At 66.5% G+C, this 23,761-nt stretch carries 21 protein-coding genes, 1 tRNA gene and 1 pseudogene; 12 read left to right on the top strand and 11 right to left on the bottom strand.

All coding sequences use genetic code 11. From position 1 onward, the window contains the following. Positions 1 to 42: 42 nt before the first annotated feature. Entirely contained in the window at positions 43 to 1,449 is a 1,407-nt protein-coding gene (locus tag IFT82_RS16720) for an MATE family efflux transporter (RefSeq protein ID WP_342355140.1), read from the top strand. Here the strand turns inward: IFT82_RS16720 and IFT82_RS16715 are convergent. After that, positions 1,410 to 2,330 carry a diacylglycerol/lipid kinase family protein gene (locus IFT82_RS16715; protein ID WP_192128937.1) on the bottom strand — a complete coding sequence of 307 codons (921 nt, stop codon included), beginning with the start codon at positions 2,328 to 2,330 and terminating at the stop codon, positions 1,410 to 1,412. The genes IFT82_RS16720 and IFT82_RS16715 overlap by 40 nt on opposite strands. Positions 2,331 to 2,398: 68 nt before the next feature. Here IFT82_RS16715 and hemB point away from each other — a divergent pair, with 68 nt between their 5' ends. Genes hemB through IFT82_RS16700 form a run of 3 tightly spaced genes read left to right on the top strand, consistent with a single transcriptional unit; the run spans position 2,399 to position 6,133 of the window. Then, positions 2,399 to 3,388 (top strand): porphobilinogen synthase, encoded by a 990-nt coding sequence (gene hemB / locus IFT82_RS16710; RefSeq protein ID WP_192128930.1) that lies wholly within the window; start codon positions 2,399 to 2,401, stop codon positions 3,386 to 3,388. Beyond that, the gene (locus IFT82_RS16705; protein WP_192128928.1) at positions 3,385 to 3,915 is read left to right on the top strand and encodes a GNAT family N-acetyltransferase; all 531 of its coding nucleotides are present in this window, start codon (positions 3,385 to 3,387) and stop codon (positions 3,913 to 3,915) included. Before hemB ends, IFT82_RS16705 begins: the two co-directional genes overlap by 4 nt. Continuing rightward, complete coding sequence (locus tag IFT82_RS16700; protein WP_244646870.1) at positions 3,908 to 6,133, top strand: spermidine synthase; 2,226 nt, start codon at positions 3,908 to 3,910, stop codon at positions 6,131 to 6,133. Before IFT82_RS16705 ends, IFT82_RS16700 begins: the two co-directional genes overlap by 8 nt. 4 nt (positions 6,134 to 6,137) lie before the next feature. Here the strand turns inward: IFT82_RS16700 and IFT82_RS16695 are convergent, their stop codons facing one another. Beyond that, positions 6,138 to 6,650, bottom strand: coding sequence for a hypothetical protein (locus IFT82_RS16695; protein ID WP_192128924.1), 513 nt, complete (start codon positions 6,648 to 6,650; stop codon positions 6,138 to 6,140). Between the two features lie 82 nt (positions 6,651 to 6,732). Here IFT82_RS16695 and IFT82_RS16690 point away from each other — a divergent pair. Beyond that, a tRNA-Arg gene (locus tag IFT82_RS16690) sits at positions 6,733 to 6,809 on the top strand. A 246-nt stretch (positions 6,810 to 7,055) separates the two neighbouring features. After that, a pseudogene (locus IFT82_RS16685) lies at positions 7,056 to 7,546 on the top strand (integrase core domain-containing protein); the annotation flags it as partial. On the opposite strand, the gene IFT82_RS16680 reads toward IFT82_RS16685, so the two are convergent. The 3 genes from IFT82_RS16680 to IFT82_RS16670 are packed head-to-tail and all read right to left on the bottom strand — an operon-like array spanning position 7,543 to position 11,047. Beyond that, positions 7,543 to 8,844, bottom strand: a complete 1,302-nt coding sequence (locus IFT82_RS16680) for a cell wall hydrolase (protein WP_192128922.1) — start codon at positions 8,842 to 8,844, stop codon at positions 7,543 to 7,545. The pseudogene IFT82_RS16685 and the gene IFT82_RS16680 sit on opposite strands and share 4 nt — an antisense overlap. Then, positions 8,841 to 9,761, bottom strand: coding sequence for a cysteine synthase A (cysK, locus tag IFT82_RS16675; RefSeq protein WP_192128920.1), 921 nt, complete (start codon positions 9,759 to 9,761; stop codon positions 8,841 to 8,843). Before cysK ends, IFT82_RS16680 begins: the two co-directional genes overlap by 4 nt. After that, positions 9,758 to 11,047: an MFS transporter gene (locus IFT82_RS16670; RefSeq protein ID WP_192128918.1), complete on the bottom strand. Its 1,290-nt coding sequence runs from the start codon at positions 11,045 to 11,047 to the stop codon at positions 9,758 to 9,760. The genes cysK and IFT82_RS16670 overlap by 4 nt, the downstream gene beginning before the upstream one ends. 122 nt (positions 11,048 to 11,169) lie before the next feature. Between IFT82_RS16670 and pdhA the strand changes: the two genes are divergently transcribed. Further along, positions 11,170 to 12,213, top strand: a complete 1,044-nt coding sequence (gene pdhA, locus IFT82_RS16665; protein WP_425567195.1) for a pyruvate dehydrogenase (acetyl-transferring) E1 component subunit alpha — start codon at positions 11,170 to 11,172, stop codon at positions 12,211 to 12,213. A 1-nt stretch (position 12,214) separates the two neighbouring features. Beyond that, positions 12,215 to 13,639: a pyruvate dehydrogenase complex E1 component subunit beta gene (locus IFT82_RS16660; protein WP_192128916.1), complete on the top strand. Its 1,425-nt coding sequence runs from the start codon at positions 12,215 to 12,217 to the stop codon at positions 13,637 to 13,639. Between the two features lie 76 nt (positions 13,640 to 13,715). Here IFT82_RS16660 and IFT82_RS16655 read toward each other — a convergent pair whose 3' ends face one another. Genes IFT82_RS16655 through IFT82_RS16645 form a run of 3 tightly spaced genes read right to left on the bottom strand, consistent with a single transcriptional unit; the run spans position 13,716 to position 16,611 of the window. Continuing rightward, on the bottom strand, positions 13,716 to 14,354 hold the full coding sequence (locus tag IFT82_RS16655; RefSeq protein WP_192128914.1) for a TadE/TadG family type IV pilus assembly protein: 639 nt from the start codon (positions 14,352 to 14,354) through the stop codon (positions 13,716 to 13,718). Next, positions 14,354 to 14,935, bottom strand: a complete 582-nt coding sequence (locus tag IFT82_RS16650; RefSeq protein ID WP_192128911.1) for a TadE/TadG family type IV pilus assembly protein — start codon at positions 14,933 to 14,935, stop codon at positions 14,354 to 14,356. The genes IFT82_RS16655 and IFT82_RS16650 overlap by 1 nt, the downstream gene beginning before the upstream one ends. Then, complete coding sequence (locus IFT82_RS16645; RefSeq protein WP_274602262.1) at positions 14,932 to 16,611, bottom strand: TadE/TadG family type IV pilus assembly protein; 1,680 nt, start codon at positions 16,609 to 16,611, stop codon at positions 14,932 to 14,934. Before IFT82_RS16645 ends, IFT82_RS16650 begins: the two co-directional genes overlap by 4 nt. Positions 16,612 to 16,705: 94 nt before the next feature. Between IFT82_RS16645 and IFT82_RS16640 the strand changes: the two genes are divergently transcribed. Both IFT82_RS16640 and IFT82_RS16635 read left to right on the top strand, forming a co-directional pair. After that, a complete protein-coding gene (locus tag IFT82_RS16640) occupies positions 16,706 to 17,389 on the top strand; it encodes a squalene/phytoene synthase family protein (protein WP_192128907.1) in 684 nt (227 codons plus the stop codon). A gap of 33 nt (positions 17,390 to 17,422) precedes the next feature. Next, positions 17,423 to 17,887, top strand: coding sequence for an EF-hand domain-containing protein (locus IFT82_RS16635; RefSeq protein ID WP_192128975.1), 465 nt, complete (start codon positions 17,423 to 17,425; stop codon positions 17,885 to 17,887). Here IFT82_RS16635 and trmFO read toward each other — a convergent pair. Beyond that, on the bottom strand, positions 17,823 to 19,190 hold the full coding sequence (trmFO, locus tag IFT82_RS16630; protein WP_192128905.1) for a methylenetetrahydrofolate--tRNA-(uracil(54)-C(5))-methyltransferase (FADH(2)-oxidizing) TrmFO: 1,368 nt from the start codon (positions 19,188 to 19,190) through the stop codon (positions 17,823 to 17,825). The two genes, IFT82_RS16635 and trmFO, sit on opposite strands and share 65 nt — an antisense overlap. A gap of 44 nt (positions 19,191 to 19,234) precedes the next feature. Here trmFO and IFT82_RS16625 point away from each other — a divergent pair, with 44 nt between their 5' ends. Next, positions 19,235 to 19,669, top strand: coding sequence for a DUF488 domain-containing protein (locus tag IFT82_RS16625; protein ID WP_192128903.1), 435 nt, complete (start codon positions 19,235 to 19,237; stop codon positions 19,667 to 19,669). Beyond that, positions 19,662 to 20,381 (top strand): EF-hand domain-containing protein, encoded by a 720-nt coding sequence (locus IFT82_RS16620; RefSeq protein WP_192128901.1) that lies wholly within the window; start codon positions 19,662 to 19,664, stop codon positions 20,379 to 20,381. Before IFT82_RS16625 ends, IFT82_RS16620 begins: the two co-directional genes overlap by 8 nt. A gap of 159 nt (positions 20,382 to 20,540) precedes the next feature. Here the strand turns inward: IFT82_RS16620 and IFT82_RS16615 are convergent, their stop codons facing one another. Both IFT82_RS16615 and gyrA read right to left on the bottom strand, forming a co-directional pair. Beyond that, positions 20,541 to 20,894, bottom strand: a complete 354-nt coding sequence (locus IFT82_RS16615) for a DUF952 domain-containing protein (protein ID WP_192128899.1) — start codon at positions 20,892 to 20,894, stop codon at positions 20,541 to 20,543. Beyond that, complete coding sequence (gene gyrA, locus IFT82_RS16610) at positions 20,891 to 23,680, bottom strand: DNA gyrase subunit A (protein ID WP_192128897.1); 2,790 nt, start codon at positions 23,678 to 23,680, stop codon at positions 20,891 to 20,893. Before gyrA ends, IFT82_RS16615 begins: the two co-directional genes overlap by 4 nt. Positions 23,681 to 23,761: the final 81 nt, after the last annotated feature.

Raw genomic sequence — 23,761 nt, 5'->3', positions numbered from 1 at the left:
GCGTCGATCGGGCATAGCGGCCGTCCCAACAGGAGCGGCACGGTGACGAATCCCCGACGTGATCTCACCACCGGCCCGATCGGCCCCACATTGATGGCGTTCGCGCTGCCGACGCTGGGGTCGAACGTGCTCCAGTCGCTCAACGGCTCGATCAACGCCATCTGGGTGGGGCGCTTCCTGGGCGAGGATGCGCTGGCCGCCACGTCCAACGCCAACATCATCATGTTCCTGATGTTCGGCGCCGTGTTCGGGTTCGGCATGGCGGCGACCATCCTGATCGGGCAGAGCTGGGGCCGCCGCGACGTGGAGGGCGCGCGGCGCGCGTTCGGTTCCGCGATCGGGCTGGTGCTGGCCGCCTCGGTCGTCGCGGCGCTAGTGGGATGGGCGGCCACCCACGACATCCTCATCCTGCTGGCCACGCCGCCACAGGCATTGCCGCTGGCGGAGGATTATCTGCGCGTCATCTTTCTGGGGCTGCCCGCGTCGATGATGCTGGTGCTGGTGATGATGGGGCTGCGCGGCACCGGCGATGCGATGACGCCCTTGTGGTTCATGATCCTGGGCGTGATCCTCGATGCGGGGCTCAATCCGCTGCTGATCCTGGGGGTGGGGCCGTTTCCACGGATGGGTATCGCCGGATCGGCGTTCGCCACGCTGATCTCCGGCACCGTCTCGATCGTGGCACTGGTCGTCTGGATCAATCTGCGCGATCTGCCGATCCGGCTGCGGGGGGCCGAACTCGCCTATCTCCGCCCGCAACGGGCGCTGGCGAAGACGATCCTCGCCAAGGGGTTGCCGATCGGGGCGCAGATGCTGGTCATCTCGCTGGCGGGCCTGGCGATGGTCGGCCTCGTCAACCGCGAAGGGGTGGCGACCACGGCGGCGTACGGGATCACGCTGCAACTATGGGGGTACATCCAGATGCCGGCGCTGGCGATCGGTGCGGCGGTCAGCGCGATGGCGGCGCAGAATATCGGCGCCGACCGGTGGGACCGGGTAGGGCAGGTGACGCGGATCGGCATCGTCTACAACATCGCGCTGACCGGGGTGCTGGTGGTGGCGGTGCTGTGGTTCGATCGGACCACGCTCGGCCTGTTCCTGGCGCCCGATAGTCCCGCGATCCCGATCGGTCAGCGGATCAGCATGATCGCCAGCTGGAGCTTCATCCTGTTCGGCGTGACGATGGTGCTGTTCGGCACGGTTCGCGCCAACGGCGCGGTGTGGGGGCCGCTGTTGATCCTGTTCGTCGCGATGTTTCCGATCCGTCTCGGCCTGTCCTTGTGGCTGCGCCCCGCCCTGGGGGCCGATGCGCTGTGGTGGAGCTTTCCGGCCGGATCGCTCGCCACGCTGGTGGGGGCCGCGCTCTATTATCGCTATGGCCCCTGGCGGCGGGGCGCGCTTCGCGTGCCTCAGCCCGACGAGGCGGTTCCGGCGGGGTCGACGACCTGAGGCGGCGGCGGTGCCATCACTTCGATCACTGCCGCCGCCACCCGCGCGGTGACCGGGGTCTTCGCCAGCACCTCGCCATCGATCGAGATCGGCATCGGCGGATCGGTATCCACCGTCACCTTGCGCCCCGAAAAACTGATCGTGTCGTGATGGCGTTCCTTCAGCCCGAAGAAACTCGCCGCCCAGTTGTACGCCAGCTTGCGCTTGTAGTGCCCGCGCACCGCCTGCACCACGATCTCGCCTGAATCGACCGCCGCCTCGTCGACCAGCCAGGTGCCGCCATGATAGGGGCCGTTGGAGATGCGAACCTCGACCACGCGCAGCTTGCGCTTCGTCGTGCCGTTGTCGACGTGCAGCGTGAACGGCTTGAACCGACCGAACTGGTAACTGGCCCAGCCGAGATAGCCGACCATGCCCAACACTTTCTTCAGGCCGTGCGGCACCGTCTCCGCGATCTGCGGGCTGATCCCGATCGCGGCGCAATTGGCGAAATAATCGCCATCGATCATGCCCAGATCGATACGCCGCCGGTATCCCGCCCGGATCACCTCCACCGCGCCCTCCACGGTCAGGGGGATGCCCAGCGTGCGGGCGAAACTGTTGGCGGTGCCCAGCGGCAGCACGCCCAGCACCACGTCATGCCCGACCAGCAGGTCGACCAGCCCGCTGATCGTCCCGTCGCCGCCGCCGAGGATGACGAGGTCGGGTTTCGCCGACAGCACGTCGCGGACCGCCGCTTCCAGCTGCTTCGGATCCTCGATCGCGCGGGCGTCCACTTCGTAGGGAAGCCCCTTCATCGCCGCGCAGGCACGCTTGTACAGCTTCTGCCCCTTACGCGATTTGGCATTGATGACCATCGCCGCCGACTTGATCTCGCGCATTCGGTACACTCCCGTAACCGTCGCCCTAACGCTTGCGGGACCGGGCACGATCCCGCAAGGACCATGGCATGTCCACCTATCCCGCGATCCGCCCCCGGCGCAGCCGCGCCACCGCCTGGAGCCGCCGGCTCCACGCCGAAACCGTGCTGACCCCCGCCGACCTGATCTGGCCGTTGTTCGTCGTCGAGGGGCAGGGGGTGGAGGAACCGGTCGCCAGCCTGCCGGGTGTGTCGCGCTGGTCGCTGGACGGCATCGTCGCGCGGGGGCGGGAGGCGCGCGATCTGGGTATCCCCTGCATCGCGCTGTTCCCCTACACGCCCGCCCATCTGCGCAGCGACGACGGACGCGAGGCGCTGAACCCCGACAACCTGATGTGCCGCGCGGTGCGCGCGCTGAAGGATGCGGTGCCGGAGGTCGGCGTGCTGACCGATGTGGCCCTCGATCCCTATACCACGCATGGCCATGACGGACTGGTCGATGCCGCCGGCTATGTCGTCAACGATGCGACCGCCGAGCAGTTGGTCGGACAGGCACTGGTGCAGGCGGCGGCCGGCGCCGACATCGTCGCTCCGTCGGACATGATGGATGGCCGTATCGGGCTGATCCGTGGCGCGCTGGAACGCGGCGGCCATGCCAACGTCCAGATCATGAGCTATGCCGCGAAATACGCATCGGCCTATTACGGGCCGTTCCGCGACGCGGTCGGCACACGCGGGCTGCTGAAGGGCGACAAGAAGACCTATCAGATGGACCCCGCCAATGCCGAGGAGGCGCTGCGCGAGGTCGCGCTCGATCTGGCCGAGGGGGCCGACAGCATCATGGTGAAGCCGGGGCTGCCCTATCTCGACATCGTCGCGACGGTGAAGCGGCGGTTCGAGGTGCCGGTGTTCGCCTATCAGGTGTCCGGTGAGTATGCGATGATCGAGGCGGCGGTGGCGGTGGGCGCGGGGGAGCGCGATCCGCTGGTGCTGGAAACGTTGATGGCGTTCAAGCGGGCCGGTTGTTCGGGTGTCCTGACCTATCATGCCGCACACGCCGCCCGGTTGCTGGGCGCATGATCGAAACCGAGCGGCTGACGCTGCGACCGTGGCGCGCCGCCGATCTCGATCCGCTGGCCGCGCTGTGCGCCGATCCGGAGGTGATGCGCCATCTCGATGGCGCGCGCAGCCGTGCCGCCGTTGCCGACTGGATGGATGGGCAGGCGGCGTTGCAGGACGAACGCGGCCATTGTTTCTGGGCGCTGGAGCGCCGCAGCGACCGGCGCTTCCTGGGCTTCTGCGGCCTGCGAATGGGCGGCGCGCATGGCGAACTGGAGATCGGCTGGCGGCTCGCCCGATCGATGTGGGGGCAGGGCTATGCCCGCGAGGCGGCGGAAGCGAGCCTGGCCTGGGGCTGGGCGAATACGCGTTGCGACCGGATCGAGGGATGGACGGTGCGGGCCAACACCGCCTCATGGGGGCTGATGATCCGGCTTGGCATGATCCGGCGGCCCGATCTGGATTTCGAGCATCCCGATTTCCCGGCGGGGCATCCGCTCCACCGGATCATCACCCACGCGGTCGAGCGTCGCGTCGCCGATGCCTGAGGCCGGCATGGGCGGGGACAAGCGGACGGGCAGCGTCCGCCGCGGGTTGTTCGTCGCGACGATCCTGACCGGATCGTTCCTGCTGTTCCTGGTCCAGCCGCTGGTCGCGCGCATGGCGCTTCCCCGGCTGGGGGGGGCGCCGGCGGTGTGGAATTCCGCGATGCTGGTCTATCAGGCGTTGCTGCTCGGCGGCTATGCCTATGCCCACTGGCTGGGTCGGGTACGGCCACTGGCGCAGGGGATGATCCATCTCGGCGTGCTGGCGCTGGCCTGTCTGTGGTTGCCGATCGGGCTGATGGCGATGGAGCCACCCGTCACCGTCTCTCCCGCCATCTGGGTGCCGTGGCTGTTGCTGGGATCGATCGGGCCGCTGTTCTTCGCGGTATCGGCGCAGGCACCGCTGGTGCAGCGCTGGTTCAGCCTCGCAAGCGGCGGTCAGGACCCGTATGCGCTCTATGCAGCGTCCAATCTCGGCAGTTTCGCCGGCCTGATCGCCTATCCGTTGCTGGTCGAGCCGTTGCTGCCCGTCCATGCGCAAAGCTGGCTGTGGAGTGGCGGCTATGTGCTGCTGATCGCGCTGGTGATCGCCTGCGTGGCGATGCTCCCGCGCGCCGGGGCCGTGCCGATGCCGGTGGCCGAGTCTGTCGCCAGCGCCGCGCCGGCACGGCGGCTGGTCTGGCACTGGATCATGCTGGCGCTCGTCCCGTCCGGGCTGATGCTGGCGACCTCCACCTACATCACGACCGACATCGTCGCGATGCCGCTGCTGTGGGTCCTGCCGCTCGGCCTCTATCTGCTGAGCTTCACCGTGGCCTTTGCCGAGCGTCGCGAGATGGCCGATTTCATCACCCGGATGGCGCCGATCACGATCCTGCTGTTCGGCGGCGTCATCATGGGCGGCTATCAGCAGCGGCCATGGTTCAATCTCGGCGTGGCGCTGGCGCTGCTGTTCGTGGTGTCGGTGGCGTTGCATACCACCATGTACCGGCGGCGACCCGCCCCCGATCGGCTGACCGGCTTCTACCTCGCGATGTCGGCGGGTGGCGCACTGGGCGGGGTATTCGCCGGACTGGTCGCGCCGGTGGTGTTCGACTGGACCTACGAATATCCGCTATTGATCCTGGCGGCGGGGGCATTGGTGCCGCAGACCTATCTGCTCGCGCTGTTCCGCGACTGGTGGATGGGTCGCCGCCGGCCTTTCGCGTTCGGTGGCGTGATCCTGGCGCTCGCCGCCCTTTTCGTGATCGGCTTCGGCCGTGACGGGGGGCCGGGTGGCAGTGGGATGCAGGGGTTGTCGTTCCTGGTCATCGCCGCCACCGGCTTCGTCGCGATCGGCGCGCGATGGGCTTATCTGGCGGTGCTGGCGAGTGCGCTGATCCTGTTCGGCGGCTATCGCTCGCTGATCCTTTCCGCCGAACCGGGTGCCCGGACCCGCAGTTATTTCGGCGTCTACACGATCCGCGACGGCGATCGCCTACGCGCCCTCGACCACGGCACCACCGTCCACGGCATCCAGCTGCGCGGCAGCCCCGCCCGTGAGCGGATGCCGACCACCTATTATGCACGCGGTTCCGGGATAGGGCAGGCGATGGCGGTGTTGCCCCGGCTCTACGGCCCGGATGCGCGGGTCGGCGTGGTCGGGCTGGGGACGGGAACGCTGTCCTGCTATGCACGGCCGGGGCAGGCGTGGCGCTTCTACGAGATCGACCCCGCCGTGGTACGATTGGCCCGCGACACCGGCCAGTTCACTTATCTGCGTCGGTGCCTGCCCGATCCGGTGATCCGCATGGGCGACGCCCGGCTCAGTCTGCACCGGGAAGCGACCGGCGACCTGGATCTGCTCGCGCTGGATGCCTTTTCGTCGGATTCGGTGCCCATGCACCTGATGACGCGAGAGGCGTTCGCCACCTATGCCCGCGTGCTTGGCCCGCGTGGACTGTTGCTCGTCCATATCTCCAACCGGTTCCTCGATCTCGAACCCGTCGTCGCGGCGGTGGCGCGTGACGGCGGCTGGCATGCGGCGCAGTTCGATTATCGTCCGTCGACCCTCGATGTAGAGGCGTCTTCTTCGATCTGGGTGGCGCTTTCGCGGGACAGGGCGGTGCTGACGGAGCTGACCGCGAACGAGGTGGGCTGGCGACCGCTGCGGGGGCGGCCGGGCATGACGGCGTGGACCGACGATTACGCGACGACGCTGCCGCTGCTGAAGGGGTTCTGACCGGTCAGGCGCCGGGCAATGCCGCCTGGATACGATCGATCGTGGCATCCTGCCGCGCCACTTCCGCCGTCAGCGCTGCCTGCAGATCGTCCAGCGCCGGATAGGCGGGCGCCAGCGTTGCCGCGCGCGTGCTGGCCAGTTCGCCCGCATCGCTCGCCAGCGACGACGCCTGCGCCCGCCAGTCGTCGAGCGCCGCCAGTGCGGTCTGGGCGGTCAGCCAGGCATCGCTGCCCACCGCCCGCCCCTGTGCCGCCGCCGCTGCCCGTTCGGTCTGCCCGGCGTCGCGGTCGAAGCCCACCTTTATCGCGGCCAGTCGCGTGGTCAGGCCGGCAATCGCGGTGTCGAGGGCAGGATCGGCCCTGATCGGCTCTGGCGCGGGCGCCGCGGGCTCGGCGAATCCGCGCGTCTCCGCAGGCCGCTGCGCCAGCGAAGGATAGGTATTGGTATCCCGCGAACAGCCAGCCACCGTGACGGGGACGAACAGCGCGACGGAGGCGATCAGGACGACTTTCTGCATGGATCGGCCCTACGACCTGCATTTTTTCGACGCAACGCACTTGCGCCCTCCGAGAACCCTGTTAATAGCGCGCTTCCACCGGGCGCCCGTAGCTCAGCTGGATAGAGCATCAGACTACGAATCTGAGGGTCGGACGTTCGAATCGTTCCGGGCGCACCACTATTTCAGTGGTTTAGCGGTGGGGCAGATCTCTTCTGGAGATTCGCCATTTGGGTCGGTACACGCGGGGCACACTCGTAAGAGTGGTCCCCGCGGGCCCTAAAATCCCCATTCAAACGACATGATCGCGGTTATCAGGCCGCTTCCAGCATCCCCACCAGTTGATGTCGACGTTCGTCGGGTAGATGATCCGCCAGACATTCCCGAACGTGCGTTCGGGAATCTGACGTTGATAGACCGTTACCCGCCAAGTTCGCGTTCGTCGAGCTGCACCAAGAGGCTGGCAAGATGATCGCGGCCCAGTTCCTGCGCAATCCGGTCACGGCTATTCCCTACACCATCCACATCATACTCACCGATAACGGCATCCAGTTCACCAACATCGCGCATCACAAATACGCCTTCCACCATATCTTCGACCGCATCTGCGACGAGAACGGCATTGAGCACCACCCGACCAAAGCAAGGCATTCGTGGACCAACGAGCAGGTCGAACGGATGAACCGGACCATCAAGGAAGCCACCGTCAAACGCTACCATTATGACAGCCATGATCAGTTCCGGCAGCGCCTCTCCGGCAGCACCTCGGCGACTTCGTCGCTGCCTACAATTTCGGCCGCAGGCTCAAAACCCTCAGGGGCCTCACCTCGTACGAGGCCATCTGCAAAACATGGCAAAACGAGCCAGATCGCTTTACATCAAACCCGCACCATCAAATGCCCGGACCAAACACCTAGGAGGTTTGATCGGCCCCGGTGGTGGGGGATGGGCGCGCGATCGGCGCAGGTGAGGGTCGCCGCACGCCCTCCAGCGGTTTCAGGCTGGATGAGGGCGTTCTGAGCGGCGTCGGCGTGGGCGAGGCGGCGGGTACAGGCTGGCGGCGCATGCAGCCGCCCGGACGCGTCTTGGGATAGAGCGTGCAGTTCCACAGCGTCCGCTCCAGTCCGCCCGGACGGTCGCGCAGGTAGCTGAACGCCATCGTCGCCAGTTGCGGGGCATCGAGCGCCGCGGTCTTCGGCAGCGCCTTCGCGTCCGCCCAGCCGAGATACTTGCACCGGTCGCGCGTGCCGCACGCCTTGGCGGCAAGCTGGGGATAGGTGTCCGGCGACACGCCCGCCGGCAGCGCGACGCGCAGTTCATCGGGCTGGCCGGACAGGATCGGGGCGGCGACGTCGCTGGCGGCCATCGTTTCGGTCAGGACGGCGGCTTCGGCGCTTGCCGCCGCCGCCTCTGCCAATACCTCGCCGGTGCGGTGCGCGTCGGAGAAGGCGGCGAGCTTTTCGATCACCGGCTCGTGCGGATCGACGTTGCGGGCGAAGGCGGGCGGGGTGCCCCACCAGCCGGACCAGCGGAAGAACAGGTGGCTGTGAACCGCGGCGATCTTGTCGAGGCTGGACTGCCAATAGGGAACGACCCAGTCGGTATGGTAATGGGTGGCATAGCCGACCGGGCGATAGACCGCGCCCTTCAACGCCGCCTCCGCCACCGCCCGCGCTTTCGTCCACAGCGCCGGCGGCGGGGTCCATCGGGTGAGTGCGCCGTCGCAGGTGAAGCTGAACTGGCAACCGGTGCGCCGCTCCTGCCCCTCGAACACCACGCCGCAGATCGTCTTGGGAAAGGCGGGATGGCGAGCGCGGTTGAGCACGACCTGCGCCACCGCCTTCTGCCCGGCGGGATCGTTCCCCGCCTCGTACAGCACCGCCGTCGCGAGGCAGTCGGTCGCGCGGGCCATATCCTCCGCCGCATCGCGCAGCACGAAGCGACGCGCGGCGGGATTGGGCCCGGTGACGAAGGGGACACCGGCGTTGAAGGTGCGCGCATCGTCCGGCGCGAGGTCGACGAACTCGACCGCCTCGACCGGCGGCACGACGGTGGCGGGCACCACGCGCGGCGGCGTACGGTGCGGCAACCGGACCGGCTGCCGCACCGGTGCGGGTGCATGGGTCGCGATATAGGCCGGGACGGCGATCGCCGCCGCCCCGATCGCGATCAGGGTCGCCCGGACGCGGGGGCCGGGCCGCTGGACAGGTGTCACTGTTCCGGCAGGAAGTCCGGCACCGACAGATACCGCTCGCCCGTGTCGTAGTTGAAACCGAGCACGCGGGCATTGTCGGGCAGGTCGGGCAGCTTGCGCAGGATCGCCGCCAGCGTCGCACCCGACGAGATGCCGACCAGCATCCCTTCCTCGCGCGCGGCGCGGCGGGCCATGTCCTTGGCGACGGCGGCATCGACCTCGATCACCCCGTCGATCGCGGCGGTGTGCAGGTTCTTCGGCACGAAGCCCGCGCCGATGCCCTGGATCGGGTGCGGCCCCGGCTGGCCGCCGCCGATCACGGGCGAGGCGGCTGGTTCGACCGCGAAGACCTTCAGGCCCGGCCATTCCTTCTTCAACGTCTCGGCGACGCCGGTGATGTGGCCGCCGGTGCCGACGCCGGTGATGATGACGTCGATCGGCGTATCACGGAAATCGTTCAGGATCTCCTGTGCGGTGGTGCGGACATGCACGTCGATGTTCGCAGGGTTCTCGAACTGCTGCGGAATCCACGCATCCGGCGTTTCGCCGGCCAGTTCGTGCGCGCGTTCGATCGCGCCCTTCATCCCCTTCTCCCGCGGGGTCAGGTCGAAGGTGGCACCATAGGCCAGCATCAGCCGGCGGCGTTCCAGCGACATCGATTCGGGCATGACGAGGATCAGTCGATACCCCTTCACCGCCGCGACCAGGGCGAGGCCGATGCCGGTGTTGCCGCTGGTCGGTTCGATGATGGTGCCGCCGGGCTTCAGGTCGCCGGAAGCCTCCGCCGCCTCGACCATCGCCAGCGCGATGCGATCCTTGATCGATCCGCCGGGGTTGGACCGTTCGGACTTGATCCACACCTCCGACCCCGGGAACAGCCGCTGCACGCGGATGTGCGGCGTCTGGCCGATCGTATCGAGTATCGTGTTGGCCTTCATGAGACTCTCTCCGGTTGGGGAAGGGGCGCCGGGTCGATCAACGTCGGTGGCGGGTCGAAGGTCCGTGCGCGGCGGATCGAGGGGAACAGGAACGTCCACAGGATCGTGACGACGATCGCGCCGCCGCCGCCCACCATCACCGCGCCGACCGGGCCGAGCGCGGACGCGAGAAAGCCCGATTCGGCCTCCCCCAGTTCGTTCGAGGCGGAAATGGTGAGCTGCGACACCGCGCCGACCCGCCCGCGCATCTCGTCGGGCGTATAGAGCTGGATCAGCGACTGGCGGATATAGACGGAGAACATGTCCGCCGCCCCCGCCACCGCCAGCGCGGCCAGACTGAGCGGCAACCACGTCGACAGGCCGAACACGACGGTGGCGGTGCCATAGATCAGGACGGCGACCAGCATCTTGGGCCCGACATTGGTCTTGAGCGGCCGGATCGAGAAGATCAGCGCGATGATCGCCGCCCCCACCGCCGGCGCGGCGGCCAGTTCGGCGAGGCCGGTCGGCCCCACTTTCAGGATGTCGGCGGCATAGATCGGCAGCAGCGCACTGGTGCCCGCGAGGAACACCGCGAACAGATCGAGCGTGATCGCGCCCAGCACCAGCTTGTTCTGGCCGACATAGGCCAAGCCGTCGATGATGGCGCGCAGCGGCTTTGCCCGCCCGACCTGGTTGGCGCGCGGTACCGGCCCGATCAGGAACAGGCACAGCAGCGCCACCGCGAACAACCCGGTGGCGAGGAAATACGGCGCCGCCGGCCCGACATGGCCATAGGCATAGCCGCCCAGCGCGGGGCCGATGATCGTACCCACCTGCCACGAGATCGAGGACAGCGCGATCGCGGTCGGCAGCACATCGCGCGGCACCAGATTAGGGGCGAGCGCGGAAAAGGCCGGGCCGGAAAAGGCGCGCGCGATCCCTAGCAGGATCGCCACCCCGAACAGCACCGGCAGCGTCATCGCGCCTTCCGCCGTCACCAGGGCCAGCGTGATCGCGCAGATCAGCTGCAACGTCACGGTGATCCGCGCGATCCAGCGGCGGTCGAACCGGTCGGCGACCAGTCCGGTCACCGGCGTCGTCAGGAACAGCGGCACGAACTGCAGGAACCCGATCAGCCCCAGCTGCGCGGCGGCGGCGGACGGCGACATCGTGGCCCGCGCAATGGTGTAGGTCTGCCAGCCGACCACGATGATCAGCGCGTTCTGCGCCAGCGTCATCGCGAAGCGGGCGGCCCAATAGGCGCGGAAATTGGCGATGCGGAAGGGATGCGGCGGGCGGTCCATGACGACCGGGCCTTAACCGGCCGGGCGGGGGCAGGGCAACCACGCGTCCGCGAGGCAATTGCAGTCCGTGGCAAACCGGGACTATAGGCGGGGCATCTTCCCTACGGAAACAAGGGTTACCTGTGGCCAAAGCTCTCCGCGCGATCGCCGAACCGCCTCTGCCGAACCGGGAGCGTCCCGGCGAACCGCAACCATATGACGCGACGAAGGACGAACTGCTCGACTTCTACAAGCATATGCTGCTCATCCGTCGTTTCGAGGAAAAGGCAGGGCAATTGTATGGCTTGGGCCTAATCGGCGGCTTCTGTCATCTGTATATCGGGCAGGAGGCGGTGGCGGTCGGCCTCCAGTCGGCGCTCGACGGCGACAAGGACTCGGTCATCACCGGGTACCGCGACCATGGGCACATGCTCGCCTATGGCATCGATCCCAAGGTCATCATGGCCGAACTGACCGGCCGTGGCGCCGGGATCAGCCGCGGCAAGGGCGGGTCGATGCACATGTTCTCGACCGAGCATAAATTCTATGGCGGCCACGGCATCGTCGGCGCGCAGGTGTCGCTCGGCACCGGTCTCGCGTTCGGGCACAAGTACAGCAACGACGGGGGCGTCTGCCTCGCCTATTTCGGCGATGGCGCGGCGAACCAGGGTCAGGTGTACGAGAGCTTCAACATGGCGCAGCTCTGGGGCCTGCCGATCATCTTCGTGATCGAGAACAACCAGTATGCGATGGGCACCAGCGTCAGCCGGGCCGCGTCCGAGGACCAGTTCTACAAGCGCGGCGAAAGCTTCCGCATCCCCGGCATCCAGGTGGACGGCATGGACGTGCTGGCCTGCCGCGGCGCCGCCGAGGAAGCGCTGGCATGGGTCCGCGCGGGCAAGGGGCCGATCATCCTGGAGATGAAGACCTATCGCTATCGCGGCCATTCGATGTCCGATCCCGCCAAGTATCGCAGCCGCGAGGAGGTGCAGGGCGTCCGCGACAAGTCCGACCCGATCGAGCATGTGAAGAAGCTGCTGGAAGAGCAGGGCGTCACCGCCGAGGAACTGAAGTCGGTCGAGCAGGTGATCCGCAAGCAGGTGAACGAAGCGGCGGATTTCGCCGAGCAGACCCCCGAGCCCGATGCGGCCGACCTGTATACCGACGTGCTGGTGGAGCGTTACTGAGATGCCGATCGAGATCAAGATGCCGGCCCTGTCCCCGACGATGGAAGAGGGTACGCTCGCCAAGTGGCTGGTGAAGGAAGGCGATACGGTGAAGTCCGGCGACATCATGGCCGAGATCGAGACCGACAAGGCGACGATGGAATTCGAGGCGGTCGACGAAGGCACGATCGGCAGGATCGTCGTCGCCGAGGGGACCGACAACGTGAAGGTCGGCGCGGTCATCGCGACCCTGCTGGAAGAGGGCGAGAGCGCCGATGCCGCGACCGAGAGCCGGTCGGGCGAGGACGCCAACGCCCAGCCGAAGAACGAGGCGACCGACCATGCCGCGCCGCCGATGCCGGAGGGCGCCGCCGCCGCCGAGCAGGAAAGCGGCACGCAGCAGCTGGTCGCCGCCGCCGAGAAGACCGGTGCGCAGGACCCCGCGATCCCCGAGGGCACCGAGATGGTCAAGACGACCGTCCGCGAGGCGTTGCGCGATGCGATGGCCGAGGAGATGCGCGCCGACGACCGCGTCTTCGTGATGGGCGAGGAGGTCGCGCAGTATCAGGGCGCGTACAAGGTCACGCAGGGGCTGCTCGACGAGTTCGGCGACCGTCGCGTCATCGATACGCCGATCACCGAATACGGCTTCGCCGGCATCGGCTCGGGCGCGGCGATGGGCGGCCTGAAGCCGATCATCGAGTTCATGACGTTCAACTTCGCCCTGCAGGCGATCGACCACATCATCAACTCGGCGGCCAAGACCAACTACATGTCGGGTGGCCAGATGCGCTGCCCGATCGTGTTCCGCGGGCCGAACGGCGCCGCCAGCCGGGTGGGTGCGCAGCATTCGCACAATTTCGGCGCATGGTACGCGTCCGTCCCCGGCCTGATCGTGATCGCGCCGTATGATGCGGCGGATGCCAAGGGCCTGCTGAAGGCGGCGATCCGGACCAGCGATCCGGTCGTGTTCCTCGAAAACGAACTGATGTACGGCCGCAGCTTCGACGTGCCCAAGCTGGACGACTGGGTCCTGCCGATCGGCAAGGCGCGGACGATGCGCGAGGGCAAGGACGTGACGATCGTGTCATATTCGATCGGCGTCGGCCTGTCGCTGGAGGCCGCCGAACTGCTGGCGGGCGAGGGGATCGAGGCGGAGGTCATCGATCTGCGCACGCTGCGCCCGCTCGACAAGCAGGCGGTGCTGGCCAGCCTGGCCAAGACCAACCGGCTCGTCGTGGTCGAGGAGGGCTTCCCGGTGTGCTCGGTGTCGTCGGAGATCATGGCGATCTGCATGGAAGAGGGTTTCGACGATCTCGACGCCCCGGTCCTGCGCGTCACCAACGAGGACGTGCCGATGCCCTATGCCGCCAATCTCGAAAAGCTGGCGCTGATCGATACCGCGCGGATCGTGAAGGCGGTCAAGAAGGTCTGCTACAAGGGCTGACCGGTCGACCCCCCTCCCGTTCGCGGGAGGGGGTTATGGCTCACCGAGACTTTTTTTCGTCCCCCGCGAGGGCGTTTCATAGATCGTAGCGTGAACAGGTGCTCGTCGCCGTTCCGCTGGCGCCGGCGGTCAACGTCTCGCTTTTGCGTTCGCGCACCGTGAAGCTTGCCTCGGACCGCATGATCGGGGTGCCGAAGACGAGCGTCGATACGAGTGGTTTGTATTGATACGTTACTTCGACGAAGATCATGGCCGAACTGGCGCTGGCGGCCAGCGTCCGGCCGGCCGGCCCCATCGCGGGTAACGTACCATCCGATCCCCCCTTGCCCTGAACACCGTAACGGGGGGCCGATTCCGTCGTGTTGAGCGCCCCGGTACAGCGTTGCCACAGGATTTTCTGCCCAGCCAACGACCCCGTCAGGCCATTGGGCATCACATCCGACAGCACGATGCGACCCCGCGCCGCGAAATCCATCGGCTCGCCGACGATACGCCCGCCTTGCAGCACCTCGTTCACGTCCGCCTCGCCGATGCTGTCGCGAACGCGCGCGGCGTTGTCCGCAGTGGTCGCGGCGATCTGGCTGACGCGCAGCGTCGCTATCGCGTAATTGGCGGTTTCCATGCCCGATATGATGATCGTCAGCAGGATCGGCAGCGTCAGGGCGAACTCCATCGCCGCAAGGCCACGGGTGTCGCGAAGGAGGATGCGGTTCATCAGGGACACCGGATCGTCGGCTGCGAGCGCCCGGCGAAGGGTTCGTTGCGCAAGACGGTGCTGGCGACGATGGTCTGCTCGTTGCCCCATCCCAGAAAGCCCTTGGCGGGAAGCAGATCGGGATAGGTGACGGTCACCTTGTAGCGGACGATATCGTCGGCCGTCCCGATCCCACTGTTCAGAGTGGTATCGTAGCGGTTGTTGTTGTTGGCATCCTCGTAACAGTCGGTGGCGTTGTAGACGCCGATCGGATCGGTGTCGGAGGTGATCTTTTCAGGCTTGCCGACATTGGAGAAGTTGAAGAAACTTTCCTTCTGGATCGATTTGACGTTGCCGATGGCGGTCAGCACGCCGATCCGCCCCTTGATCAGCGTGTCGATCTGGTCCTCAGTCTTGTTGCCCACACTGGCGACGCGCGCGACTTCGAGCAGGGCGCCCTGAATCACCGCCCCCAGATAGGCACGATAGCCCAGTTCCAGCCCACCGAAGATCAGGGTCAGCATCACGGGCAGGATCAGTGCGAACTCCAGCACCGTCACCCCGCGGCGATCGATGATGACCGAATGCTGCGACCGCATCATTGGCTGAGCCTCAGCGATCCAATCTTCGACCCGATCTCCTTGAACTTGTCGATCAGCGCGGCATTGGTGGCCAGACCGGCTGCCTGTTCGGGCTTGCTCGCGCAATTCGTCATATCGGCCGTCAGGGTGGTGGAGAAGGCGATGACCCACACATCGATCCCCTTCGCCTTCGCCGCGTTGCACGCCATGCGGAACCGCTGGAGATGGCGGTCGAGCTGATTCGAGGCGCCGGCCGTCACGCGATTGTCCAGTTCTTCGATCCCGTAGCTGGAATAGACGTCCGCCGTGGGCGACATGTCGCCATCGGTCATGAAGATCATGTATTGGCGGACGGCAAATCCCTTGATCTTCTTAGGGTTGTCGGCAACTGTATTATCGTTGGTGTCCGACGGAACGGCACGGAATATCCCGTCCTGGGACAGAAACCGCGCGCCCCAGATCATGCCGAGGTCATGATAGGTGCCACCCTTGGCGATCAGGGAGTTAACGTATCCGTCAAAACCCGATTTGTCGTTGAAATAGGATTTCAGCCGTCGCGCCGCCGTGGGGCAGTACGTATCCGAATAGTTCCTCGCGCCCGTGATGGCATCGTTCCGGAAGAATTCGACATCGGGCCACGCCGGGCGCCAGCGGTTGGCGTCGCTGTTCGGAATCAGGTCGATATCGAGATCGAGCGCGGAGGGCGGCGCCGCTGTCGATGCGCCGCCGTCGATCAAGGTGGCATCGGTGTCCCGTTCCTCGATACAGCCTTCCCAAGCATCCGAGCCATAGCGCTGCGCGAGGACCGCGGGTCTGGCACCGGCAAGATATGACGTGGTGTCGTAGACGACGGGCCGGTACAGGAACTTTCCGGTCCAGTTCGACACCGGATAGCGGCAGAGCCATCGCGATCTGTCGTAATCATAATAGCGCACACCGTCATAGGCGGCACAGGTGGACGAATCGGCTGTCGCGTCGTCCGCGGGCCGACGTGACTGATAGGTCCACCTCCTGACGAAATAATCCGAATTCTTATCATAGACCGCAGCGCCGACATTCACGCTGTTCGCATAATTCACGAAACCGTATCGCATTCGCAGATTGTTGGCCGCCAGCTTGTTCTGCGCGGGTTCGAGCGTCGTGTACAATGCCTTGGCCGCATCCTTCAGGGCGTCGAGCTTCGAATTGGGTTGGTTGACGTTGCCACAGCCATCGTTCGGGCGGGTGACCGGGCAGTTCATCGATCCCGACAGGTCGAATACCATCACGATATCGGTGTTGATGAAATCCTGCGTCGCCGAGCACGATGCGGACAGCGGCAGCGAAGCGATGCCGAACAGGCCCATGATCGTCGTCGGGATCGTCGTTCTGGTATCGACCTTCAGCGTGCCGGGGGCGGGAACCGTGATGTCGAGCGTATAGGGTGCGGTATCGAACTGACGCTGCGCGAAATTGAAGCTGAAATATTTCGTCGTTTCGGTCTTCAGCGGATCGTCGATCGTCGATCCGTTCAGCAGACGCCGACCCGCCAGCGCGCCGGCATCGCACGCCTGTCGCAACCGGTTCTGCGCCATATAGGCGCGGCTCATGTCGATTCCCGAGCCGACCATGCCCAAGAGAGGCATCATCGCCGCCGCCATCAATGCCAGTGTGTTGCCGCGAACGTCCCGTCGAAGGCGAACTAGAAACGACGGCATCATCCCCGTCGTCCACGCGAAACGAAAACCCATCACGCAATCCCGGCTACCGGCGTGGCGCACGATCGTGCGACGCGGTACAGGCGATGCCCTGATGACGGTTAATATTCCTACCCATGACCCCGATGCCGTTGCGGCCGAACGACAATTGATCGTCGGCTATGCGCCACCGACCGCGCGGGCGGGCTTCGCCGCCTTGCTAGCGCTGGACGAGCGGCTGGGATCGATCCTGCGATCGACGCGGGAGCCGCTGGTGGGGCAGATGCGGCTGACCTGGTGGTATGAGGCGCTAATCGGGCTGACCGACGATCGGCCACCGGCGGAACCGGTGCTGCAGGCCTTGGCTGGCGAGGTTCTGACCCGGGGGATCGCGGGCGATGAACTGGCGGCGATGATCGACGGCTGGGAAGCGCTGATCGACGCCGACGTGCTCGATGCTCCGGCGATGCTGCGCCATGCGGCGGCGCGGGGCGGCATCCTGTTCACCCTGGCCGGGCGGCTGTTCGGTGCTGCCGCCGAACCATTGGCCGTGACGGGGGAGGGATGGGCGCTGGCCGACCTGAGCGCCAATCTGTCCGCACCGGAATCACGGTCGCTGGCGGCATCGCTCGCGAAGGAACGGTTGGCGACGATAGGGGCGGTTCGTTGGAGCCGACCGGTCCGGTCGTTGAGTGCGATGGCGCTGGCGGCCCGGATGGACGTATCCGACCGGCCCAGGCCGCCGGGCCATCCCGCCAGGGTCGGCCGGCTGATGGTCAATCGTCTGACGGGACGATAATTCGAAACATCGACAAAGGGGGGAATGATGACGATGTGGCGATATGCGGCGGGCGGTGGTGCCGGGGTGGCGGCGGTTGCGGCGGGAATGATGCTGTGGTCGGCACGCGACGCCGCTCCCGCCGCGGCGTTGCCCCAGCGGCCGGTGGAGGCGGCGCCCGGCATCGAGGAGCCGCTGCCCGAACGCGTGCCGGAGGCCACCGCCAGAACCCGTGAGGAAAAGCGTTTCGGCCGGTATGACAAGGATCGCGACGGCCAGATCACCCGCGACGAATATCTCGTCTCGCGCCGCAAGGCCTATGCGAAGCTGGACGCCAATGGCGACGGGCAATTGTCGTTCGACGAATGGGCGGCGAAGACGACCGCCAAGTTCGCCGTCGCCGACCGTGACAAATCCGGCGCCATGTCAGCCGCCGAATTCGCCACTACCGCGGTCAAGCGGAAGCCGGCTCGCCCGACACCCTGTCCGCCACCGGCTGCCCCGGCGGAGGAGGGCTGATCCACCCCGCCAGCGCGGCACGGCCGCGATCGGTGTACATCCGCTTGCGATCCGCCTTCTTGGTGCGGACCTCGATCGGCGGAAACAGGCCGAAATTGACGTTCATCGGCTGATACGTCTCCGCCACCGCCGCGCCGGTGATATGCCCCAGCAGGGCACCCAGCGCGGTTTCGGGCGGTGGCGGCGCCAGCGTCTCCCCGCGCAGTTCGGCGGCGGCGAAGCGGCCTGCGAGCATCCCGATCGCGGCGGATTCGATATAGCCCTCGCACCCCGTGATCTGCCCGGCGAAGCGCAGGTTCGGCCGGTTCTTCAGCCGCAACGTACCGTCGAGCAATTCCGGCGAGCGGATGAAGGTGTTGCGGTGCAGCCCGCCCAGCCGCGCGAACTCCGCATTCTGCAGGCCGGGGATGGTGCGGAACAGGCGGACCTGTTCGGCGTGCTTCAGCTTGGTCTGGAACCCGACGATGTTCCACAACGTGCCCAGCGCATTGTCCTGCCGCAACTGGACGACGGCATAGGGCCAGCGCCCCGTCTTCGGATTGTCGAGGCCGACCGGCTTCATCGGCCCATAGCGCAGCGTATCGACGCCGCGTTCCGCCATCACCTCGATCGGCATGCATCCGTCGAAATAGGGCGTGTCCTTTTCCCACTCCTTGAACGGCGTCTTCTCGCCCTCGACCAGCCCGGCGTGGAAGGCCAGATACTGATCTTTGTCCATCGGGCAGTTGATGTAATCCTTGGTCTCGCCCTTGTCCCAGCGCGACGCGAACCACGCCACGTCCATGTCGATCGAATCGCGGTGGACGATGGGAGCGAGCGCATCGAAGAAGGCGAGCGCCTCCGCCCCGGTGGCGTCGCCGATCGCGGCGGCCAGCGACGGCGCGGTGAGCGGACCGGTGGCGAGGATCGCCGGGCCATCGGGCAGCGCGTCGATCCGCTCGCGCACCAGCGTGACGTTGGGGTGGTCGGCCAGCGCCTGCGTGACGCCGTGCGAGTAACCGTCGCGATCGACGGCCAGCGCCGACCCGGCGGGGACGCGGTGGGCATCCGCCTGGGTCAGGATCAGTGAGCCGAGCGTGCGCATCTCCTGATGCAGCAGGCCGACGGCGTTGGCCTCCGCATCGTCGGAGCGGAACGAGTTGGAGCAGACGAGTTCGGCGAGGCCATCGGTCTGGTGCGCGGCGGTCGACTCGCCCGATCCGCGCATTTCCGACAGGCGGACCTTGAAGCCCGCCTCGGCCAGTTGCCACGCGGCCTCCGAACCGGCGAGGCCGCCGCCGACGATATGGATGTCATGGGTCATGCCCCGGCCTAGCGGTTCGGCGGGCGATGCGGCAAGTACCGGCGATGACGACGATCTTCACTATCGGCTACGAAGCCACGACGATGGCCGATTTCATCGCGGCCCTGCAGGGCGCGGGGGTACGACGGGTGATCGACATACGCGCCCTGCCGCTGTCGCGCCGGCCCGGCTTCTCGAAATCGCCGCTCGCCGCCTCGCTGAAGGAGGTGGAGATCGATTACGTCCATCTGAAGGCGCTGGGCACGCCGAAGCGCGGGCGCGATGCGGCGAAGAAGGGCGACGTCGCGACACTGCGCGCGGTGTATGACGAGCAACTCGAACTGCCCGAGGCGATGGCGCAGGCGGCGCGGATGCTGGCGCTGGCCGAAGAAATGCCATCGGCGCTGGTCTGCTACGAACGCGACCCCTGCCACTGTCACCGCACCTTGTTGCTGGAGGCGGTGGGGCAGGGGTGTGAGGTGATCGATCTCTATGCCTGATCCGGCCATCGCCCGACTGACCGAGAACGAAAAGGAATGCCTGCGCCGCCGTCTGCTGCCCCAGACCGCCAAGGAGATGGCCATCGATCTCGGCATCTCGCCGCATGCCGTGGAGAAGCGGCTGAAGATGGCACGGGCGAAGCTGGGCCAATCATCATCGCTGACCGCCGCGCGGATGCTGGCAGCGGCGGAGGGGTACCAGCAACTGGTACCCGGATCGCCGGACCTGTCGGCCGGCGGTGATCGCGTGGAGGACACTACCGTCGCGCTGTCCCCGATCTGGGTGGTGGAACGGCCGTCACTCCATAAAGGATCGATCATGCTCGCAGCATTGTTTGTCGCGGCCCTCGTACAGGACGTGCCTACCCCGGACGTCTACACGCCACAGATGACGAACGGAAAAGGCGAGGTCGTGGCCGCGAGAAAGGTCGGGATGGATGAGGCCGCAGCTCACATCCGGCAGGACTTCCGGATCAAGGACACCGACCATTCGGGGTATCTCGACGTGCGCGAGACGTCCGCGATGGAGCCGCGTGACAGCAATCGCGACTCCAGTCTGCCCCCGGCGCCCACCGCAGGATCGCCCGATCCCGCAGCGGAGCGCAAATGGATGGCCAAGCTGGACAATGATCGTGACGGCAAGGTCAGCGAGAGGGAGTATGTCGACTATATGATGCCATGGGTCCTGTTGTCGGGCGTGCCCGCGGACTGATACCGGATTCCAGTAGTTTGACCCTGCCGTCATTGCGAGCGTTGCGAAGCAATCCAGTGTCCCGCGCGCTGCCCTGGATTGCTTTGCTACCCTCGCAATGACGAATGATGACGGGTCGTGCTCAGCGAAATTTGTTACGAGGCATTGATGGATGTGGCGTTACCCCGCGACGGGGAGCTTCACCGTACCGTCCTCGTCCCGCTCCAACGGGCCGTAGGCGATCACCGTTTCCAGCAATAGCGGGCCGTAGAGGTGCGGGAAGAGCTGGCCGCCCCGGCTTTCCTCCCATTTCAGCGATCCGCCGAAACTGCCCAGATCCACCGCGGCGACGTGCAGATCCGTCTGCCCGGCGAAGTGCTTGTCGACCGTTTCGGTGAGCTGGGTCGCGGTCGACAGGTGGACATAGCCATCGGCCAGATCGACTGGCGCGCCGGCGAAACTGCCGTCGCGTTCCAGCGTTGCCATCTGGTCGGCGGTCAGCACCTTGTACGCGGTCTGGGGACGATCGGTCATGCATCGTCCCCATCGGTGTCGAGGTCTTCGTTCATCGTCTGCGGGCCGGTGCCGTCGTCGAGGGTCAACTGGTCCTGCGCCGCGAGGGGCGGGGCTTCGGTGATCTCGGCGGCGACGATCGCCTCGGCATCGTTCTCGGGGTTTTCCTCCTCGTCGATGCGCGCGGCGGAGACGACGTGTTCGCCCTTGGCAACGCTGAACAGCGTGACGCCCTGCGTGTTGCGGCCGGTGACGCGGGTGTCGCCGACCGACAGGCGAATCAGCTTCGCCTGATCGGTGACGAGCATCAGCTGCTCGCCCGAATGGGCGGGGAAGCTGGCGACGACGGGGCCGTTGCGATCGGACGAGACGATGTTGGTGATGCCCTGACCGCCGCGATTGGTGCGGCGATATTCATAGGCGGAGGTGCGCTTGCCATAGCCGTTGGCGGTGACGGTGAGGATGAATTCCTCCGCCGCCTCCATCTCGTGCATCGTCGCCTCGTCCAGCGTGCGTTCGCGCTCGCCTTCCTTCCACGGCGCCGCCTTCAGATACGCCTCGCGCTGCTCGACGGTGAAGGGGGTGCCGCGCAGGACCGACAGCGAGATGATCTCGTCGCCGTCCGCCAGCCGCGCGCCGCGCACGCCGGTCGAATCGCGGCTCTGGAATTCGCGCACGTCGGTCGCCGAGAAGCGGATCGCCCGGCCCATCCGGGTCGCCAGCAGCACGTCGTCGGTTTCGGTCAACAGCGACACGCCGACGAGGCGATCGTCGGACCCCTCCTCGAACTTCATCGCGATCTTGCCCGAGGTGCGGATGTTCGCGAACGAATCCATCGAGTTGCGGCGCACCGATCCCTTGGCGGTGGCGAACATGACGTGCAGGTCGCCCCATTTCGCCTCGTCCTCGGGCAGCGGCAGCACGGTCGAGATCGTCTCGCCCGCCGCCAGCGGCAGCAGGTTCACCATCGGCCGGCCGCGGGTGGCGGGGCCGCCCTCCGGCAGGCGCCAGACCTTCAGGCGATAGACCTTGCCGTGCGTCGAGAAGAACAGGACCGGCGTGTGCGTCGAGGTGACGAACAGGCTGGTGATCGCATCCTCGTCCTTCGTCGTCATGCCGGCGCGGCCCTTGCCGCCGCGGCGTTGCGCACGGAAGGTATCGAGCGGGGTGCGCTTGATATAGCCTTCCATGGTCACGGTGACGACCATGTCCTCGCGCTCGATCAGGTCCTCGTCCTCGATCCCGCCGGCGAAGTTGACGATCTCGGTGCGGCGGGGCGTCGCGAACTGGTCGCGGATCGCCTTCAGCTCGCCGCGCATCACCTCGTACAGCTTCACGCGGTCGGCGAGGATGTCGAGCAGGTCGGTGATCGATTCGGCCAGCGTCTTCAGCTCGTCGCCGATCTCGTCGCGGCCGAGCGCGGTGAGGCGGTGGAGCCGCAGGTCGAGGATCGCGCGGACCTGCGCATCGGACAGGCGATAGACGTCGCTGTCGCCGGTGTTCTCGACCGCCTCGACCAACGCCAGATAGGGCGCGATCTCGGCAACGGGCCATTCGCGGGTCAGCAGCGCCATCCGCGCCGCCACCGGGCTGGCCGACCCGCGGATGATCTTCACCACCTCGTCGAGGTTGGTGACCGCGATGACCAGGCCGAGCAACAGGTGCGCGCGCTCACGCGCCTTGTTCAGCTCGAACTTCGAGCGGCGGGTGATGACCTGCTCGCGGAACTGGATGAACGCCTGGATGATGTCGCGCAGGTTGAGCAGTTCGGGGCGGCCGCCCCGGATCGCCAGCATGTTGGCGGGGAACGACCCCTGTGCCGGGGTGTGCCGCCACAACTGGTTCAGCACCACGTCCGCGGTCGCATCGCGCTTCAGCTCGATGACGATGCGGACGCCTTCGCGGTTCGATTCGTCGCGGATGTCGCTGATGCCTTCGATCCGCTTTTCCTTGGCGGCGTCGGCGATCTTCTCGACCAGCGCGTTCTTGCCCTGCTGGAACGGGATCTCGGTCAGGATGATCGACTGGCGATCGCCACGACCGGTTTCGATCCTGTGGCGCGAGCGGACGATGATCGAGCCGCGACCCGTGCTGTAGGCCGACCGGGCGCCGGCCCGGCCGAGGATGATCGCGCCGGTCGGGAAATCGGGACCGGGAACGATCTCGGTCAGTTCTTCCGACGTGATCGCGCCATTGTCGAGATAGGCGAAACAGGCGTCGATCACCTCGCCCAGATTGTGCGGCGGGATGTTGGTGGCCATGCCGACCGCGATGCCGCCGGCGCCGTTGACCAGCAGGTTGGGGAACTGCGCGGGCAGCACCGACGGCTCGCGTTCCGACCCGTCATAGTTGGGCGTGAAGTCGACCGTATCCTTGTCGAGCCCGTCGAGCAGCGAGTTGGCGACCTTCGCCAGCCGCGCTTCGGTGTAGCGCATCGCGGCGGGGGGATCGGGGTCCATCGAGCCAAAATTGCCCTGGCCGTCGATCAGCGGCACCCGCATCGACCAGTCCTGCGCCATCCGGGCGAGCGCGTCGTAGATCGCGCTGTCGCCGTGCGGATGGTATTTACCCATCACGTCACCGACGATGCGCGCGGACTTGCGATACGCCTTGCCCGCGACGAAGCCGCTTTCATAGGCCGAATACAGGATGCGGCGATGCACCGGCTTCAACCCGTCGCGCACGTCGGGCAGCGCGCGGGCGACGATGACGCTCATCGCATAGTCGAGATAGCTCGACTTCATCTCGTCGACGATCGAGATCGTCGAAATGTCAGAAGGTTCGGCGAGGACGGTGTCGTCGGCCAAGGTCAGCTTTCCGGTTCGTTACAGGGGTGTGACTTGCCCTCTATGCCCTGTGGCGGGCAAAGTCACGCGTGCGCCGCTTTT

The sequence above is a fragment of the Sphingomonas sp. CFBP 8760 genome, from assembly GCF_014841615.1.
Lineage (GTDB): Bacteria > Pseudomonadota > Alphaproteobacteria > Sphingomonadales > Sphingomonadaceae > Sphingomonas.
The sequence above is the reverse complement of the archived record's forward strand: the minus strand, read 5'-3'. Positions and strand labels throughout refer to the sequence as shown.

Excerpts from the sequence above, each read along its gene's own strand:
- IFT82_RS16715 (WP_192128937.1), bottom strand. The coding sequence starts at position 2,330 with ATGCGCGAGATCAAGTCGGCGGCGATGGTCATCAATGCCAAATCGCGT.
- hemB (WP_192128930.1), top strand. The coding sequence starts at position 2,399 with ATGTCCACCTATCCCGCGATCCGCCCCCGGCGCAGCCGCGCCACCGCC.
- IFT82_RS16705 (WP_192128928.1), top strand. The coding sequence starts at position 3,385 with ATGATCGAAACCGAGCGGCTGACGCTGCGACCGTGGCGCGCCGCCGAT.
- IFT82_RS16700 (WP_244646870.1), top strand. The coding sequence starts at position 3,908 with ATGCCTGAGGCCGGCATGGGCGGGGACAAGCGGACGGGCAGCGTCCGC.
- IFT82_RS16695 (WP_192128924.1), bottom strand. The coding sequence starts at position 6,650 with ATGCAGAAAGTCGTCCTGATCGCCTCCGTCGCGCTGTTCGTCCCCGTC.
- cysK (WP_192128920.1), bottom strand. The coding sequence starts at position 9,761 with ATGAAGGCCAACACGATACTCGATACGATCGGCCAGACGCCGCACATC.
- IFT82_RS16670 (WP_192128918.1), bottom strand. The coding sequence starts at position 11,047 with ATGGACCGCCCGCCGCATCCCTTCCGCATCGCCAATTTCCGCGCCTAT.
- IFT82_RS16660 (WP_192128916.1), top strand. The coding sequence starts at position 12,215 with ATGCCGATCGAGATCAAGATGCCGGCCCTGTCCCCGACGATGGAAGAG.
- IFT82_RS16655 (WP_192128914.1), bottom strand. The coding sequence starts at position 14,354 with ATGAACCGCATCCTCCTTCGCGACACCCGTGGCCTTGCGGCGATGGAG.
- IFT82_RS16650 (WP_192128911.1), bottom strand. The coding sequence starts at position 14,935 with ATGATGCGGTCGCAGCATTCGGTCATCATCGATCGCCGCGGGGTGACG.
- IFT82_RS16645 (WP_274602262.1), bottom strand. The coding sequence starts at position 16,611 with ATGCCGTCGTTTCTAGTTCGCCTTCGACGGGACGTTCGCGGCAACACA.
- IFT82_RS16640 (WP_192128907.1), top strand. The coding sequence starts at position 16,706 with ATGACGGTTAATATTCCTACCCATGACCCCGATGCCGTTGCGGCCGAA.
- IFT82_RS16635 (WP_192128975.1), top strand. The coding sequence starts at position 17,423 with ATGTGGCGATATGCGGCGGGCGGTGGTGCCGGGGTGGCGGCGGTTGCG.
- trmFO (WP_192128905.1), bottom strand. The coding sequence starts at position 19,190 with ATGACCCATGACATCCATATCGTCGGCGGCGGCCTCGCCGGTTCGGAG.
- IFT82_RS16625 (WP_192128903.1), top strand. The coding sequence starts at position 19,235 with ATGACGACGATCTTCACTATCGGCTACGAAGCCACGACGATGGCCGAT.
- IFT82_RS16620 (WP_192128901.1), top strand. The coding sequence starts at position 19,662 with ATGCCTGATCCGGCCATCGCCCGACTGACCGAGAACGAAAAGGAATGC.
- IFT82_RS16615 (WP_192128899.1), bottom strand. The coding sequence starts at position 20,894 with ATGACCGATCGTCCCCAGACCGCGTACAAGGTGCTGACCGCCGACCAG.